Origin of the sequence: Caldicellulosiruptor sp. DIB 104C, assembly GCF_028198085.1 — a bacterium.
In the GTDB taxonomy this organism is placed as follows: Bacteria; Bacillota; Thermoanaerobacteria; order Caldicellulosiruptorales; family Caldicellulosiruptoraceae; genus Caldicellulosiruptor; species Caldicellulosiruptor saccharolyticus.
On the sequence record NZ_CP116337.1, the window covers coordinates 2,365,642 to 2,380,229 of the forward strand.

A 14,588-nucleotide genomic window follows, 5' to 3' on the forward strand; every position below is an offset into this window, starting at 1 on the left:
TTGACATTTTGCAATTAGAAGAGAGATTTATCAGTGAGCTTTTTAGTTACACCATTTGCCAATAGAAGCAGGATAAGTGCAATGTTGGATTTAACAAGTCCTATTGCTGTTGCGTAAGAAAATCTAAACGCTTCAATACCCATTTTGTATACGTAAATATCAATAACGTCAGAAGCATCTGCATTTAGAGGATTTCTCAATACAAATATCTGGTCAAAGTTTGAATTCATAAGACCACTTACTGCTAAAATAAACATAATTGCAATGGTGCCTGAGATACATGGAATGGTGATTTTAAACATTTTTGTTATTCTACCTGCTCCATCTACAGTCGCTGCTTCATAAAGTTCTGGGTCAATTCCTGCAATTGCAGCCAAATAGATTATCGCATTCCATCCAAGCTCTTTCCACACTTCTGATATAACTGCTATACCCCAGAAATATTTGGGTTCAGCTAAAAATGTAATTGGTTGTTTTAAAATTCCCAACTTTGTAAGTATGATATTTATAAGCCCTGTTTCTGAAAGCCAGTTCATCAATATTCCGCCTAAAACTACCCATGAAATAAAGTGAGGCAAGTACGATATTGTTTGAACAGTTCTTTTAAACCTAACTGAGGTAAGCTCATTTAAAAGCACTGCAAATAATATTGGAAGTGGAAATCCTACCAACAGTTTAAAAAAGCTAATGCCCATAGTGTTCTTTATTATCAGCCAAAATCGCTCATCTGAAAAGAACTCTTTAAAATTTGCTAACCCCACCCACGGCGATTTGTTAATACCGAGAGTTATATCATATTCTTTAAATGCAATTATAATTCCATACATTGGAATGTAGCAAAATATTATCATCCATATAACCCCTGGAATAGCCATTGCCTGCAAATATTTTTGTTCGTTTAGCTTATGTAAAAATCTTCTAAACGGTGAAAGTTGAGTACTACTGTTTTTTGTCTGTTCAACTATATCCATTACTTACCGCCTTCCTTTAGTTTTATAAAATATGTATTGCAAAATTACTAATTTGTTTTTCTGATTTTATTATAAAGTGGGATAAGTCATATAAAAAAGACCTGTTTTTTTAGAAGTGGTATCTAAATTTAAGGTCTCAAATCTTAAATTATATGTAATAAAAAACAAAAAACCTCTCCAGCTTTACCTGAAGAGGTTTTGAAGAGACTACTAATTTTGATTTTACTCTAACATCCCCGTAAACCCATTTATATAATAAACCTCGCCATCTGCAACAATTCGCCAAACTGGGACTGCCTGGCCTTGGATAACGTTGAAGTCTTTTAGATAGTAACCAAACTTTATGTTCTGTATCTCTTTTATGTTTTTTTGCTGGTTCAAGAGATTGAAGATAGCCTCTAACGCTGAGATTGCCCTGCTTCTTTTGAGTTCAAAACCCTGTGGAATAACCTTTGTGAAGATATAAAGAGTTGTATTTTTTTGCTTTTGTATTTTGAGCTTTCCATCAAATATTGGATACCCTTTGTAAACCTGAATATAGCTGCCATCATAATCCCTTATATAATCACTCTTATTTATATCGAAAAGCTCAAACGGATCTTGGCTGTACTTTGATTCTAAAAAAAGTGTTTGGTTTATTATCTTCAAATGATAAATGCTACTTTCAAACTCCTTTTGATATTTATCAACTCTTTTGCCAAAAAGCTTTGTCAGGACATTGTCATACGCAGATTCAGTTTTTACGTTGAGTTTTGAAACATAATAAATTTTTTTATCAATCGTACAAGAAAGCTTTATAGAATTCTGAACAAGTATATTTTGTGCTGTCTTGATTTGTTTATCTGTAAGGCTCTCTTCCTTTGGCAGTAAGTTTAAGTATTTTACAGTAAGGAAAAGTACCAAAACCGCAAAAACCACAATTGCTATTGTTTTTACTTTTGACCAGTTCATTTTCAAAACAAAACTCCTTTTTTATTTAATTGTTTCGACATAGACTGTCCCGTTGTCTGTGTCAATTTGCCAGTAGGGATAAGATGTATTTCCTGTTGCGATATATCTTAAACTTATATTTCTTATAAATATATCTCCTTTTCTCTCCTTTATAGTATCAATAGCTGCAATTCCACTGACCTTTATCTTAGCAGTTCTGACCGACATTGCATCAAAAAGATGACCGGAAATCTTTTTAAGCCTGCCATTAGAAATTTCTATATAACTGCAGTATTCGTTATCTGAAGGCATCAGGTCAATTCCATCAACTCTTGTTATGAGGTAAATCTTAGTTGTATTCTTGGAATTCTCAATTTTGTATACTCTAATGTCCTCATTTGTATAAAAATTTTTCATATAATTCATAAGAGCTTCTGTAATTGATTCTATTTTGTCACAAAATATATCTTTTGTAAACCTAAAAATGTAACTTCCATCAGATTTTATTACAAACTCTCGTCTCTCATCTGTTATCACAATCTCACCACTTTTGAGTACATTCCTTTTGGTAAGTATTGTATCAGGAAAAAGACGCCTTATTATAAGTTCTTTTTTATAATCACTTTCCTTTATTTTAACCTCAGAAAACTGAATATTTGAAAACTCAACAGGAATTAGTGAATCTTTGCTCACAAGTTCTGTAAAACCAAGTCCATCTGACCAAGAAAATACAAGATAAGAACTTTGCTCAATTCTATTCTCAAACTGAGAAAATCCATACTTCGGACAAGTTAATATTGCGGCTTCTTCTGTATTTGAGTTGAAAAAATAAACTTCAGTACTTGAATTTGACTCTTTTATAAAAACTTTGTCAAACTCAAAGGTCTTTTTGGAAGGCAAAATATTTCTTCTTGAAAGCTCATAAACAAACATATGAAAATCTATAAAATAGCCATAGTTAAAAAATATACTCTTGCTTGATTTAAACTCATCAATTTTCATCTTTTTAAATTTCAAACTATAATTCTTTTTCACTATGTTTTCTTTGAGGTTACTTACAAACTTAGAGACCACATCAAAGTATTCTTTTTGTGTACTCAAAACTCCAATGACTACATTCTTAGAGATATTCAAGTACATATCCTTTGGCGTTGCAAGGATAATATGAACTCTTTCCAAAAGCTCATCTTCTGAAAGTCTGTTTTCCCTAACATTTAGTGCATTTGCAAAGTCATCAAGGTTGTAATTAAAATACACCCTATAATACAAATAAATGCTGAGTATAACAAGTATACCCAGCACTATGCTCTTTATAGCTTCTTTTTTGATTCTGTTCATAAACCTACCCTCTTGTTATTTTGTAATTGAGTTTATCAAATTTGAAATGGCCTTTTCTACCTTTGCCAAAAAACCTTCTTTCTTTTCATAATAAACTTTAAGAATTGCAAGTTGCGTGTCACTGTCTTTTGTTGCAACAACTAAGATATAGGTATAGCCTTCACTCACATCAATCTTTTTTGCAAAATACCCAGACTTTCCCACTGTGATTTTGTCAACCAAATTACTCTGGCCAAAAGACTCTTTTTTGTCCTTTTTTGTATATATGCTAATCTCCGTGCCTTCGCTTCCTTTACCTGAGAGTACAAATGTTGATGTACTCAAATTCTGCTCATAATCTGTAATCTCTATAAGAGTCTTCGTAGTAGAGCTTATTTTATTCCCATCTATCTCAATTGATTCTATATATCTTGCCTTGTGAAGGCTTTTTCCCTCAGCAAATGCTACTCCTATATTAAATAAAAGAAATATTATAGTCAGCACAAACGCAAACGCTCGTTTCATTTTTATCACCAGCAATCATTGTATTACTCCTATTTACCATTATACAATTAAATTATTACAAAAGTGTTACAAAGCTATTAAGAGCACATTACAAAAGCTTTTTCTACAAAGACTTTGCTGGAAGAACAACTGTAAATGTTGTGCCGCTGCCTACTTTGCTCTCAACCAGAATCGTGCCGCCGTGAGCCTTTATAATCTCATCGGCAATTGAAAGTCCTAAGCCAGAGCCACCAAGTTCACGCGAGCGAGCTTTGTCAACCCTGTAAAACCTTTCGAATATCCGCGGTAGATCCTCTTCTGGAATACCAGGCCCGTTGTCTTTTACAATTATTTTTATTTTATCTTCTTCCTTTTGCAAGACAACATTTATCTGGCCACCTTCTTGAACATAGGTGACTGCATTGCTAATTAGGTTTATTAAAACCTGTTCTATCTTATCTCTGTCGACCATTGCAACAATATCTTGCAAGATACTGCAGCTCAAGGTTTGGTTCTTCTTCTTGGCATGAATTTTGAGCTTTTCACAGACAAACCTGACAAGCTCGCTCAAATTAACCTCTTCTAAATTCAAAATGTTCTCACCACTGTCAAGTCGCGACAAGTATAAAAGATCACTTACAAGCCTTGTCATCCTGTCACACTCTTTTATAATGACACTTAAGAACTGTTTTTTTGTCTCTTCATTGTCAACATCCAAAAGAGTTTCTGAATATGTCTTTATAGTTGTGATTGGTGTCCTGAGCTCATGTGAGACATTTGCCACAAACTGTTTTCTCATACTGTCAAGTTTTGCCTGCTGGGTTATATCATGAATTATGAAAATAAGTCCACGGTTCATATACGAATCTATAAAGGTTGCCTTGCTGACCTCTAATGTAAGGTCATCTGTTGTGTAAATTGTTACCTCTGTATCTGAACCACTTTCCTTCCCCATTTTGTTTATAAACTCTTCTACTCTACCATTTAAAAACTTATTAGCACTTTCATTTATGTGAATTATTTCATTCTTTGAATTTATTGCAACAACTCCATCAGACATGTTCTGAAGGATTCTTTCCAACTTTTGTTTTTCAAACTCAATCTCTGAGATATACATTTTGATATTCCTTGCCATCTTTACAAAAGCATCTGCAAGCTTTCCTATCTCATCTTTGGAATTTATATCTATCTTAACATCAAGGTTGCCATTTGCCATCTCAAGCGCCTGTTTTGTAAGCTTTCTTAAAGGGTTTGAAAGTGTCTTGGCAAACAAAAAACCAATCAAAAGCGAAAAGGTTATAGCAACTACATATGCCATAAGAAGGATATTTTTTATGTCTCTAACTGTGCCAAGGACATTTTGGCTAGATACCTCTAAATACAGAGCTCTTTGAACCACTTTACCATCTTTGATGGGAAATGAAAATATTAAAACCTGTCTTTCATTATCTTGTTTGACAACTTTATAACCTGCTAAACTATTTAAAATCTCATCAGACGGAAAAAAATCAATAGTTAGCCTTGGAAATGAAGCAATCAAGCGCCCTTGCGAATCTGTCACAATGAGCTTACTTATCATAAATCCAAACTGGCTTTCTTTCATTGTCTGGTCAATTATATCCTGGATTTCTGAGTTCTTTAGTCGCTTGTCTTGCAAAAGTTTAAGCAGTGAAGACTGTGCCATGAACTCTATCTTTTTTTGCACATCCTCAAAAAAATAATTCCTCACCCTGTCGATGATAAAAAAGCTTGAGATAAACATCACCATCAAAATCAAAAGCCCAAAGACAATAATAAGTCTACTTTCTATACTTTTTGTCATCTTTTTCTATATTCCCCTTTAAATCTTTAATTTGAAACCTTTACATTATACATTTGGATTAAAATAATACCCAATTCCTCTTTTTGTCAGAATAAAAACTGGCTCCGACGGATTGTCTTCTATCTTTTCGCGAAGTCTTCTCACTGTGACATCAACTGTTCTAACATCCCCATAGTATTCATAATCCCATACCTTTTCTAAAAGCTCTTCTCTTGAAAAAACTTGACCTTTCTGAGACATCAAAAACTTCAAAAGTTCATACTCCCGAACAGTAAGCTCAATAACCTTCCCGTCTTTTTTTACCTCAAATGTCTCAGGATTTAAAGTGAGCTTTCCTGCTTTTAACACTTTCCCATCACTATTTGACTGCTGAGAAGTGCGCCTTAAATTTGCCCTGATTCTTGCAATGAGCTCTCTTATGCCAAACGGCTTTGTTATGTAATCATCAGCGCCAAGCTCCAAACCCAAAACCTTGTCAACCTCATCCGCTTTGGCTGTTATCATTATAATTGGCACTTCGGAAAACTCTCGAACTTTTTTACATACTGTAAAACCGTCCATTTTGGGAAGCATCACATCAAGCAAGACCATGTCAAAGTTTTCATTTTTAATTTTATTTAGCGCATCCTCTCCATCATATGAGGTTGTGATCTTATATCCTTCTTTTTCCAAGTTGAACTTGATTATATCAACAATGGGTTTTTCATCATCAACAACCAAAATATGTGCTTTAGACATCTTTTAGAAGGTCCCCCTTTGAACATTCTACATTATGATAATTTAATTATACAACAACCACACTTTTTATTGTATAATTGTTTTGGAACATCTTCTTTGAGAAACAAAAGTGCAAAAAGGAGGGAAAAAAGCTCTTAAAATACATTTTTAAGAGCTATAAATGCTATGGAAAATAGAAATTTAGCTCTTGAGGTTTTTTTGTGGCTTGTCATATACCTTTGCTTTTTTGCAGGTGTAAATTTATTTTTGTCTGACAAAGTGCTTCTTTTTATTTGGTCCATTATATGTACATTAATAATCTTTTTAATTACCATTCTTCTTAGATTTTACATAACATCAACACTTTTGCTTTTACCAGGCTTTTTAATCTCATGCCTTCTTGCAATCTTTTTCATGTTCAATATACAATATGCAGCCTTCTACAATCTTTTGCTTCAGATTTTTTCAATACATCTGATGGGATTTGTTGAATACTCAAGAGAAACCCTTACAAAGATAATCTTACAGCGGCCAGCTTATATCTATATCCATGTTGGACTAAATCTTGTGCTGTTTTTAATCCATATTGTTGTAATGTACCTTGTTTCAGAAACTTCCCGTACAAAAACCTCATATTCTCGCAAGCTTGATTTTACATACACACGCCGTCGAAGAAGATAAGTTGAGGACTTTTTAAGAAAAAAAGAGGGGGACTTTTGCCTTTTTAAGAGCGTGTCCCCTCTTTTTTACTCCTATTTTCCAAAGATGCTCTTATGAAGTCTGTAAAGATTGGATGTGGCTTTTGTGGTCGTGACTTGAACTCAGGGTGAAATTGTACACCCACAAACCACGGATGGTCTTTCAGTTCAATTATCTCAACAAGCCTTCTGTCTGGAGATATTCCTGAAAATACCATTCCTGCTTGTCTGAATCTCTCTTTAAATTCGTTGTTGAACTCATATCTGTGCCTGTGACGTTCATATACAAGCTCATCGTTGTAAATTCTGTGTGCAAGCGTTCCTTCTTCAAGCTTGCACGGATAAAGTCCAAGCCGCATTGTACCACCTTTTGTAAAGATCTCCTTTTGTTCCGGCATGATGTCAATCACAGGGTATGGAGTGTTCTCATCAAACTCTGTAGAGTTTGCTTTCTCAAGCCCAAGTACATTTCTTGCAAACTCTATCACAGCACACTGCATCCCAAGACATATTCCAAAAAACGGAATCTTGTTTTCCCTTGCGTACTTTATAGCTGCAATCTTGCCTTCAATTCCCCTGTCGCCAAATCCGCCCGGCACCAAAATTCCATCTGCCTCTTTTAAGAGTTCATGCGCATTTTCATAAGTAACATGCTCTGCGTTGATCCACAAAATTTCAACGTGACTATCATTTGCAATTCCCGCATGTTTTAGTGCCTCTGCAACAGACAAATACGCATCGTGAAGCTCAACATATTTTCCAACAAGTGCAATGTTGACAGTTTTTTTAAGGTTCTTTTCCTTGTTGACTATCTCTATCCAATCAGAAAGGTCTGGCTTTGTACAAGCAAAGCCAAGCTTTTCACAGATAATCTCCCCAAGCCCTTCTTCTTCCAGCATAAGTGGCACTTCATAAAGACTTTCTGCGTCTATATTCTGGATTACATATTCAGGCTTGAGATTGCAAAATAGAGCAATTTTGGCTTTGAGCTCAGGTGAAAGAGGCTTTTCTGTTCTGCACACAATTATGTCAGGCTGAATACCAATTGACCGAAGCTCTTTTACAGAGTGCTGCGTGGGTTTTGTTTTGAGCTCTCCTGACTTTGAAAGATATGGCACAAGAGTCACATGAACATACAGGACATTTTCTTTTCCAATGTCTGTTGCAACCTGTCTTATTGCCTCCAAAAATGGAAGGCTTTCAATGTCGCCAACAGTCCCGCCAATCTCTGTTATTACAACATCTGTTGAGTTGCTTTTGCCAAGCCTGTAGATTCGTTCTTTGATTTCATTTGTAATGTGGGGTATTACTTGAACAGTTCCACCCAAAAAATCGCCTCGTCTCTCTCTTTGAATTACAGACCAGTAAATTTTCCCTGTTGTGACATTGCTATTTTTTGTAAGGTTTTCATCAATGAACCTTTCATAGTGACCAAGATCTAAGTCGGTCTCTGCACCATCGTCTGTGACAAAGACCTCACCGTGCTGATATGGACTCATAGTTCCTGGGTCAATGTTTATATATGGGTCAAACTTTTGCATTGTAACCTTTAAGCCGCGCGCTTTTAAAAGCCTTCCTATTGATGCTGCTGTGATTCCCTTGCCAAGCCCAGATACTACCCCGCCTGTTACAAAAATATATTTTACTTGCTTTTCCATTTTTAAAATGACCTCCGCCAATCTATGTTAATTTATTTGGTTCAATTTTATTTTTAAAGTCTTAAAACATATTAACTTTAATATTTTAAATTATTTGACCCAGCTTATCAATGGGGTTATTTTGTTTGATTTGCAAAAATAAGGCTATCCCTTTATTGCTTCTGGGGATAGCCTCTTCAATCACTTTTTTCAATTTTAACTTTTTGTCAAGAGTTGAAGATGTAAATTTTGAATGGCCGTCTTTTAGTTTCATAATAATGTTGTATATGTTTTTTATAGGTAACTACTTTCAAAAAAACTCAATATCTCCTCGCCACCCTGAAAAAACAAAAAAGCCACAGGCAACTTGCTTGTTTGCAATACTGTCCCTGTAGCTAACTTCCAATAAATGTATAGCTTAAAGGTTAGCCCACTTCTTGGACAGGTTTATTCTCTTTCATCCTTTTCATCTCTTCTTCGGCTCTCTCTGCTTTTTTGCGGATGTATTCAATGAACTCATGTCGTGTCATATTTTTTGTTCTTTCGTAAATTCTCACCCTTATTTTATGTAACTCTTTCATAGCACTCGTTTCAAACATAACTAATCACTCCTCATCTAACATCATAAGCAGCGGTACCAGTTGGATTTCCCTATAAACCATTAACTTATTTATTTCATTTATCCCTCTGAATTGTCTTAAGTTTGACGACATGCCTGAAATTCTATGAAACTAATATATCACACTCTTTTACACTTGCTGCAGCTATATGAATTGCGTCATCAGAAAACCTTGCCGGGATTATTCCTTCGGCAATATACTTCTCTGCAAGTTCCACTATCTGGTCATCCACAACAGTTTTTTCATACTTTATTTCATTCAGATACTTCAAAAGTTTACTTCTTTTGGGTTCAGAATGCTCATCTATTTTAGCTATTATAATATCTGGGATATATACTGTATTTTCCTTTTTCTACTTCTTCCCAAAATTTCTTGGTTATTTGCATGTATTCAGGGTTATCCTGCTGGTCTAAATGACTTATTACTGAAGTGTCTAAGTACATTTTGGTTTTTTCATAACTTGATAAGCTCCTTTTTGCTCTTCTTTTTATTTTTTACATTCCTGTAGAGCAACTTTCAGATATAACTTTCCTGACTGGCTTTATTATACCTTCCAATTTTCGCTATTGCAATAGGTTTTAGTATACCGCCTTTCCCCAAATTTAAGTTCTATGACTTTTGGTTCTTTGTTTAAAAATTGCATCAAAAATTTCCTGCCTTTGAGGTTGACAAGTGTGTGAACACATGCTGCACTACCTTTGGTTCTTTCTTTTATCTCAAAATTATGCATAATAAATTATGACCCACTTGCTCTTATGTATTCGATTAAATTAAAATGAAATAAGGAAATAAAAAAAGGGATGTGTTAAAAATGACAAATCATTTTGGGTCGGTGGTTGAAAGAATTGTTATTAAAAAAGGCGATATCACAAAAGAAAATGTTGATGCAATTGTAAATGCGGCAAACAGCCACCTGCGCCATGGTGGTGGAGTTGCTCTTGCAATTGTAAAAGCAGGTGGGATTGAGATTCAAAAAGAGTCTGATGAGATTATAAAAAAGATTGGGATGGTTCCAACTGGGCATGCTGTTATTACAAATGCATATAGGCTGCCTTGCAAGTTTGTAATCCATACTGTTGGTCCAATCTATGGTGAAGGCAATGAGGATGAAAAGCTTCATAAAGCGATCTATAATAGCTTGTATCTTGCACACCTTTATAATTTAAAAAGCATTGCCTTTCCTGCTGTATCAAGCGGTATCTTTGGATTTCCCAAAGATAGGTGCGCAAAGGTTTTGATTGACACTGCAATTGAATTTTTAGAAAGTTTTCAGACAAGCATTGAAAAGGTTGTGTTTTGCCTATTTGATGATGAGACCTATGGGTATTTTGAAGAGTATTATAAAAATTTATTAAAAGAATAATTAAAAGGGGCTTTAAACCTGAACTGCCCCTTTTTTCTTGAAAAATACAAAAGCGAGTTATTTATGTAGTTTATATCAAAATTCCTATTTTTTCTTTCATAATTCTAAGATCAATGTCATGTCTACCATACTCTTCTTTTATTTTGTTAGTAACTTCGACAAGATTTTCTATTTTAGCTGAAGCTTCATCTTTAAATTTATTTATATCAGCTTTAAAATTTTCTATATCTGTTTTAAATTGTATAACTCCTCCAAATGCATTAAATAGCGTATCTATACATCCTGTATTTTCTAATACAGCTTGTCTTAAGCTTTGAATTTCTGTTTGCATATTTTGCATTTCTGCCTTCATATTTCGCATCTCTGTCTGCATATTTTGCATTTCTACTTGCATACTCTGCATCTCTGTCTTCATATTGCCAAATTCATTCTTAAGTGTAGCCACTTCTTCTTCTAATTTATCTAATCTTCCTTCAACTCTATCAAGTCTTTCCTCAACTTTACTGAACCTTTCTTTTACATCTTTAACATCACACTTTATCTCCTCTATACTCAATGCTATCTTTTCTAATATTTCCTTCTCTGACATAGCTTTACCTCCATAAAATTCACTTTAGACTATTTTATCAAATGAAAAATCAAATATTCAAGTAATAATATACTTCAAATTAGTAGGCATTTTCCATAAATTTACCACCGAAGATTGTTGCTACAATTATTTTTATATCAAGCCAGAAAGACCAATTCTCTATGTACCAGATATCATATTTTATTCTCTCCTCAATTGAAGTATCTCCTCTGAGCCCATGAATCTGAGCCCAGCCAGTAATTCCCGGACGTACACGGTGCTTTATCATGTATTTTGGAATTTCCTCTTTAAATTTCTCCACAAAATATGGTCTTTCTGGCCTTGGCCCAACTAAACTCATGTTGCCAACAAGAACATCCCATAGCTGTGGAAGTTCATCTAAAGAAAGTCTTCTTAAAATCTTGCCAACTGGAGTTCTTCTTGGGTCGTCTTTTGTTGTCCACCTTATTTTTTCTTCATTGGGGTCTTGAACATACATCGTTCTAAACTTGTGCATTTTAAAAATGCGCCTGCTGTAGCCCACTCTTTCTTGGGTAAACAAAATTGGTCCTTCTGATGTCAATTTTATCAAAATTGCTATGATTATGAATAAAGGAAGGCACAAGATTAATCCAATTAGAGAGACAACAATATCAAAGCTCCTTTTTATAAACCTGTTTGTCCACTCATCAAGCGGAGAATAGCGTATGTTTATCAAAGGGATTTCATCGATCTTTTCTATTTCGGCTTTTGATGGTATAAATTTGAAGTAATCTGGTACTAAATATGTTCTTATACCATACTTTTCGCAAACGTCGACGATGTAATTTATTTCTTTTTCCTGATTAAGAGGAAGAACTATGATTATTTCATCAACATGGTTGTTACTTACAATGCTTTCTATGTCCTTAATTTTCCCTACAACTCTCTCATTCATAGGATCGCTTTCATTTACAACAAAACCAATGATTTGATAGTTATTCCTTCCGAAGATATTGCTTAATCTTTCTGAAATCTCATTTTGCCCAACAAAAAGCACTCTTTCTTTTGAAATTATCTTTGAGTTTGGTGAGAACAAGATCCTTCTTAAAATAAGTCTTTGAAGTATTGACATAAGAAAGTTTAAAATAACAAAGATAAAAAGAAAAATTCTTGAAAAATCAATAAGTTTTAGGGTATAGAAAATCATCACTATAATCAGCAGAGCAAATATATTTGATCGTAAAATTCTTATAAAATCAGAAAATAATTTGAAATTACTCCTCATACTTTCTTTCTCGGATACTGTAAGAAAAAATAAATACAAAGGTACATGTAAAGCTACAATTAACAGATATGTCTGGATATCCAATGAGGCTGGCTTATTAAACAAGCCACTATTAAACTTTATAAACCACGATAAAATAAATGATAATAAAATTGCTGGAATATCAATAATCTTTGCTATCTTTATATAAAGTCGTCCCAAGTTATGCATCTCTATCATCCTTTTTATCCATGTATTTTTTACACTATTTATCCCTGTATTATTTCGATATTTTGAAATACTTTACATATAAAAAAATTGAAAAATACAAGAGATCATATGCCTCACATAAACAAAACCACAATAATGGTTTTAAAAAACTCTTATTAGCTATAACATTTTTAATCAATGTCTTAAAATGTTCAAACGTTCTCTTAACAAGACGTCCTAAAATGTAAAACCAGCCTTTTTCTCTTTGCTTTAATCTTTCTTCTTCTAATTTCATATATAGATCCAATTTTCTAAAATAACCTTGAATCGATTGATATGATTTATGTAAAATAGCACCTTTTATTATACCAATTTTATCCTCACTTTTAATATCTAAATCTTCATGAACTTCACCTCTAAAGTACAACTTTTTCTTATTAAACAATCTGATTTTATCCTCAGTTCCAATATGCATATCAATAAAGTAATTTTTTCTTTTAACCTTAAACGCAATAAAATAAGTATTATTGATATTTCCATCAATCATATGTAATTCACGAATTAACATATCATCTATTCTTTCATCACTATCTAAGTGGAATACCCAATCTGTTTCAGCTAAACTTGATGCATAATTTCGCTGGGATGAAAAATTATCTAATTTTCTTCTACATATCTTTACCCGTTTCTCTGTATCTATCTCTTCTATCTTTTTGACCGTATCATCCTCACTGTAATCATCTACTATAACGATTTTTTCAAATAGATGATAGACATTTCTTATATTCTCAATATTTCTCGCACTGTTTTTTGTCAATATTACACATGTTATGTTTTTTATCATACCTTTCCTCCCATCCCTTCCCCTCTCTCATACTCAGTAACTTTGAGTATAAAATCCTTGAATTCCATTCTAAATCTTTCGGCGCTAAACTTTTCAGCATGAGATCTAATATAGTCCTTGTCGAATCTCTCAATATCTTGTTCGAATTTATAAACTGCTTCTTTCAAACTCTCAACATCCTGCTTTTCGAAAAAAACCCCCGTTTTACCTTCCTCGACCGTTTCAACAGCTCCTCCTTTCTTAAGAGCAATCACTGGCCTGCCACATGCTTGCACTTCAACTGGAACTATCCCGAAGTCTTCTACGCCTGGGAAAATTAAAGCTTTACACCTTTGATATAAATCTCTTACAGTTTTATCTGGCTGATAACCCAAAAATTCAATATTAGACTTAGCAATTGATTTTAGTTTTTTGTATTCTGGTCCATCTCCTACAATTACTAATCTTTTAGATAGCTGATTAAAAGCTTCAACTGCTAAATCAACCCTTTTGTATGGGACAAGCCTGGATACAATTAGATAATAATCCTCTATATTTTTGTCCTTTGCTGGTGTAAAATATTCTGTATCCACAGGTGGGTAAATTACTTTGCAATCTCTTTTATAAAACTTTTTTATTCTGTTTGCCACATAATTTGAATTTGCTACAAAATAGTCAACCCTATTTGCTGCAATGGTATCCCATATTCTAAGATAATGAAAGTTCCGCTCTAAATATCTTCTGATTATGAGGTTATAGTCTTTCAAATACTCATGTGTCAAATCCCAAAGATACCTTGGTGGAGTGTGACAATAACATATATGTACACTATTGGGTGATGTTATAACCCCTTTAGCAAAGGCTGATGAAGAGCTTATCACTAAATCAAAATCACTCAAATCGAAATTTTCAAAAGCTCTTGGCATGTATTTGAAAAACAGTTGATGCTTAATGTGAGCTAATGGATTTTTTTGCAAATTCGACGTAATTATTAAATACTTATCAAAATACTTTCCTAATTTTCTTCTGTTATATACGAGCATTCCTGTAATGAACGAAAATGAGTGAAAATGAAGAGAAATGAGATTTGAAGAGATAAGGTACCTCCTGGTAAAATACAGAATGTAAGTTGTACAACTTACGACAAAACACAACAAAGGAG

Annotated in this window: 15 protein-coding genes; 2 read left to right on the forward strand and 13 right to left on the reverse strand. The window is 33.7% G+C overall.

The annotated features are described in order from the left end of the window. Window positions 1-14: 14 nt before the first annotated feature. From PGC14_RS11590 to PGC14_RS11615, 6 genes are all read right to left on the reverse strand, one after another. On the reverse strand, window positions 15-971 hold the full coding sequence (locus PGC14_RS11590; protein WP_271629022.1) for an ABC transporter permease: 957 nt from the start codon (window positions 969-971) through the stop codon (window positions 15-17). Window positions 972-1,193: 222 nt separating this feature from the next. Next, window positions 1,194-1,922, reverse strand: a complete 729-nt coding sequence (locus PGC14_RS11595) for a hypothetical protein (protein WP_271629023.1) — start codon at window positions 1,920-1,922, stop codon at window positions 1,194-1,196. A gap of 21 nt (window positions 1,923-1,943) precedes the next feature. Then, entirely contained in the window at window positions 1,944-3,239 is a 1,296-nt protein-coding gene (locus tag PGC14_RS11600) for a hypothetical protein (RefSeq protein ID WP_039765840.1), read from the reverse strand. A 15-nt stretch (window positions 3,240-3,254) separates the two neighbouring features. Next, window positions 3,255-3,743: a hypothetical protein gene (locus PGC14_RS11605; protein WP_271629024.1), complete on the reverse strand. Its 489-nt coding sequence runs from the start codon at window positions 3,741-3,743 to the stop codon at window positions 3,255-3,257. A 103-nt stretch (window positions 3,744-3,846) separates the two neighbouring features. Further along, window positions 3,847-5,544 carry an ATP-binding protein gene (locus PGC14_RS11610; RefSeq protein ID WP_039765843.1) on the reverse strand — a complete coding sequence of 566 codons (1,698 nt, stop codon included), beginning with the start codon at window positions 5,542-5,544 and terminating at the stop codon, window positions 3,847-3,849. Window positions 5,545-5,589: 45 nt separating this feature from the next. Beyond that, a complete protein-coding gene (locus tag PGC14_RS11615) occupies window positions 5,590-6,282 on the reverse strand; it encodes a response regulator (RefSeq protein WP_011918048.1) in 693 nt (230 codons plus the stop codon). 165 nt (window positions 6,283-6,447) lie between these two features. Between PGC14_RS11615 and PGC14_RS11620 the strand changes: the two genes are divergently transcribed. Continuing rightward, a complete protein-coding gene (locus PGC14_RS11620) occupies window positions 6,448-6,942 on the forward strand; it encodes a hypothetical protein (RefSeq protein ID WP_011918049.1) in 495 nt (164 codons plus the stop codon). Window positions 6,943-6,985: 43 nt separating this feature from the next. Here the strand turns inward: PGC14_RS11620 and PGC14_RS11625 are convergent, their stop codons facing one another. From PGC14_RS11625 to PGC14_RS11635, 3 genes are all read right to left on the reverse strand, one after another. After that, the gene (locus tag PGC14_RS11625) at window positions 6,986-8,617 is read right to left on the reverse strand and encodes a CTP synthase (protein ID WP_011918050.1); all 1,632 of its coding nucleotides are present in this window, start codon (window positions 8,615-8,617) and stop codon (window positions 6,986-6,988) included. Between the two features lie 404 nt (window positions 8,618-9,021). Next, window positions 9,022-9,195 (reverse strand): hypothetical protein, encoded by a 174-nt coding sequence (locus tag PGC14_RS11630; RefSeq protein ID WP_011918051.1) that lies wholly within the window; start codon window positions 9,193-9,195, stop codon window positions 9,022-9,024. 124 nt (window positions 9,196-9,319) lie between these two features. Next, complete coding sequence (locus tag PGC14_RS11635) at window positions 9,320-9,487, reverse strand: hypothetical protein (protein ID WP_271629025.1); 168 nt, start codon at window positions 9,485-9,487, stop codon at window positions 9,320-9,322. Window positions 9,488-10,027: 540 nt separating this feature from the next. On the opposite strand from PGC14_RS11635, the gene PGC14_RS11640 reads away from it, so the two are divergent. After that, a complete protein-coding gene (locus PGC14_RS11640; protein ID WP_011918053.1) occupies window positions 10,028-10,579 on the forward strand; it encodes a macro domain-containing protein in 552 nt (183 codons plus the stop codon). 70 nt (window positions 10,580-10,649) lie between these two features. Here PGC14_RS11640 and PGC14_RS11645 read toward each other — a convergent pair whose 3' ends face one another. The 4 genes from PGC14_RS11645 to PGC14_RS11660 form a co-directional block, all read right to left on the reverse strand. Then, window positions 10,650-11,168, reverse strand: a complete 519-nt coding sequence (locus tag PGC14_RS11645) for a hypothetical protein (protein WP_271629026.1) — start codon at window positions 11,166-11,168, stop codon at window positions 10,650-10,652. Window positions 11,169-11,247: 79 nt separating this feature from the next. Beyond that, a complete protein-coding gene (locus tag PGC14_RS11650; protein WP_307742520.1) occupies window positions 11,248-12,624 on the reverse strand; it encodes an undecaprenyl-phosphate glucose phosphotransferase in 1,377 nt (458 codons plus the stop codon). Between the two features lie 49 nt (window positions 12,625-12,673). After that, window positions 12,674-13,447, reverse strand: coding sequence for a glycosyltransferase family 2 protein (locus PGC14_RS11655; protein ID WP_011918058.1), 774 nt, complete (start codon window positions 13,445-13,447; stop codon window positions 12,674-12,676). Further along, a complete protein-coding gene (locus tag PGC14_RS11660; protein WP_271629028.1) occupies window positions 13,444-14,583 on the reverse strand; it encodes a glycosyltransferase in 1,140 nt (379 codons plus the stop codon). The genes PGC14_RS11655 and PGC14_RS11660 overlap by 4 nt, the downstream gene beginning before the upstream one ends. Window positions 14,584-14,588 lie beyond the last annotated feature (5 nt).

What these genes read in the sequence shown, in the direction of transcription:
- PGC14_RS11650 (WP_307742520.1), bottom strand. Translation starts at nt 12,624, where the DNA reads ATGCATAACTTGGGACGACTTTATATAAAGATAGCAAAGATTATTGAT.
- PGC14_RS11600 (WP_039765840.1), bottom strand. Translation starts at nt 3,239, where the DNA reads ATGAACAGAATCAAAAAAGAAGCTATAAAGAGCATAGTGCTGGGTATA.
- PGC14_RS11655 (WP_011918058.1), bottom strand. Translation starts at nt 13,447, where the DNA reads ATGATAAAAAACATAACATGTGTAATATTGACAAAAAACAGTGCGAGA.
- PGC14_RS11605 (WP_271629024.1), bottom strand. Translation starts at nt 3,743, where the DNA reads ATGAAACGAGCGTTTGCGTTTGTGCTGACTATAATATTTCTTTTATTT.
- PGC14_RS11630 (WP_011918051.1), bottom strand. Translation starts at nt 9,195, where the DNA reads ATGTTTGAAACGAGTGCTATGAAAGAGTTACATAAAATAAGGGTGAGA.
- PGC14_RS11610 (WP_039765843.1), bottom strand. Translation starts at nt 5,544, where the DNA reads ATGACAAAAAGTATAGAAAGTAGACTTATTATTGTCTTTGGGCTTTTG.
- PGC14_RS11615 (WP_011918048.1), bottom strand. Translation starts at nt 6,282, where the DNA reads ATGTCTAAAGCACATATTTTGGTTGTTGATGATGAAAAACCCATTGTT.
- PGC14_RS11590 (WP_271629022.1), bottom strand. Translation starts at nt 971, where the DNA reads ATGGATATAGTTGAACAGACAAAAAACAGTAGTACTCAACTTTCACCG.
- PGC14_RS11645 (WP_271629026.1), bottom strand. Translation starts at nt 11,168, where the DNA reads ATGTCAGAGAAGGAAATATTAGAAAAGATAGCATTGAGTATAGAGGAG.
- PGC14_RS11595 (WP_271629023.1), bottom strand. Translation starts at nt 1,922, where the DNA reads ATGAACTGGTCAAAAGTAAAAACAATAGCAATTGTGGTTTTTGCGGTT.
- PGC14_RS11640 (WP_011918053.1), top strand. Translation starts at nt 10,028, where the DNA reads ATGACAAATCATTTTGGGTCGGTGGTTGAAAGAATTGTTATTAAAAAA.
- PGC14_RS11625 (WP_011918050.1), bottom strand. Translation starts at nt 8,617, where the DNA reads ATGGAAAAGCAAGTAAAATATATTTTTGTAACAGGCGGGGTAGTATCT.
- PGC14_RS11620 (WP_011918049.1), top strand. Translation starts at nt 6,448, where the DNA reads ATGGAAAATAGAAATTTAGCTCTTGAGGTTTTTTTGTGGCTTGTCATA.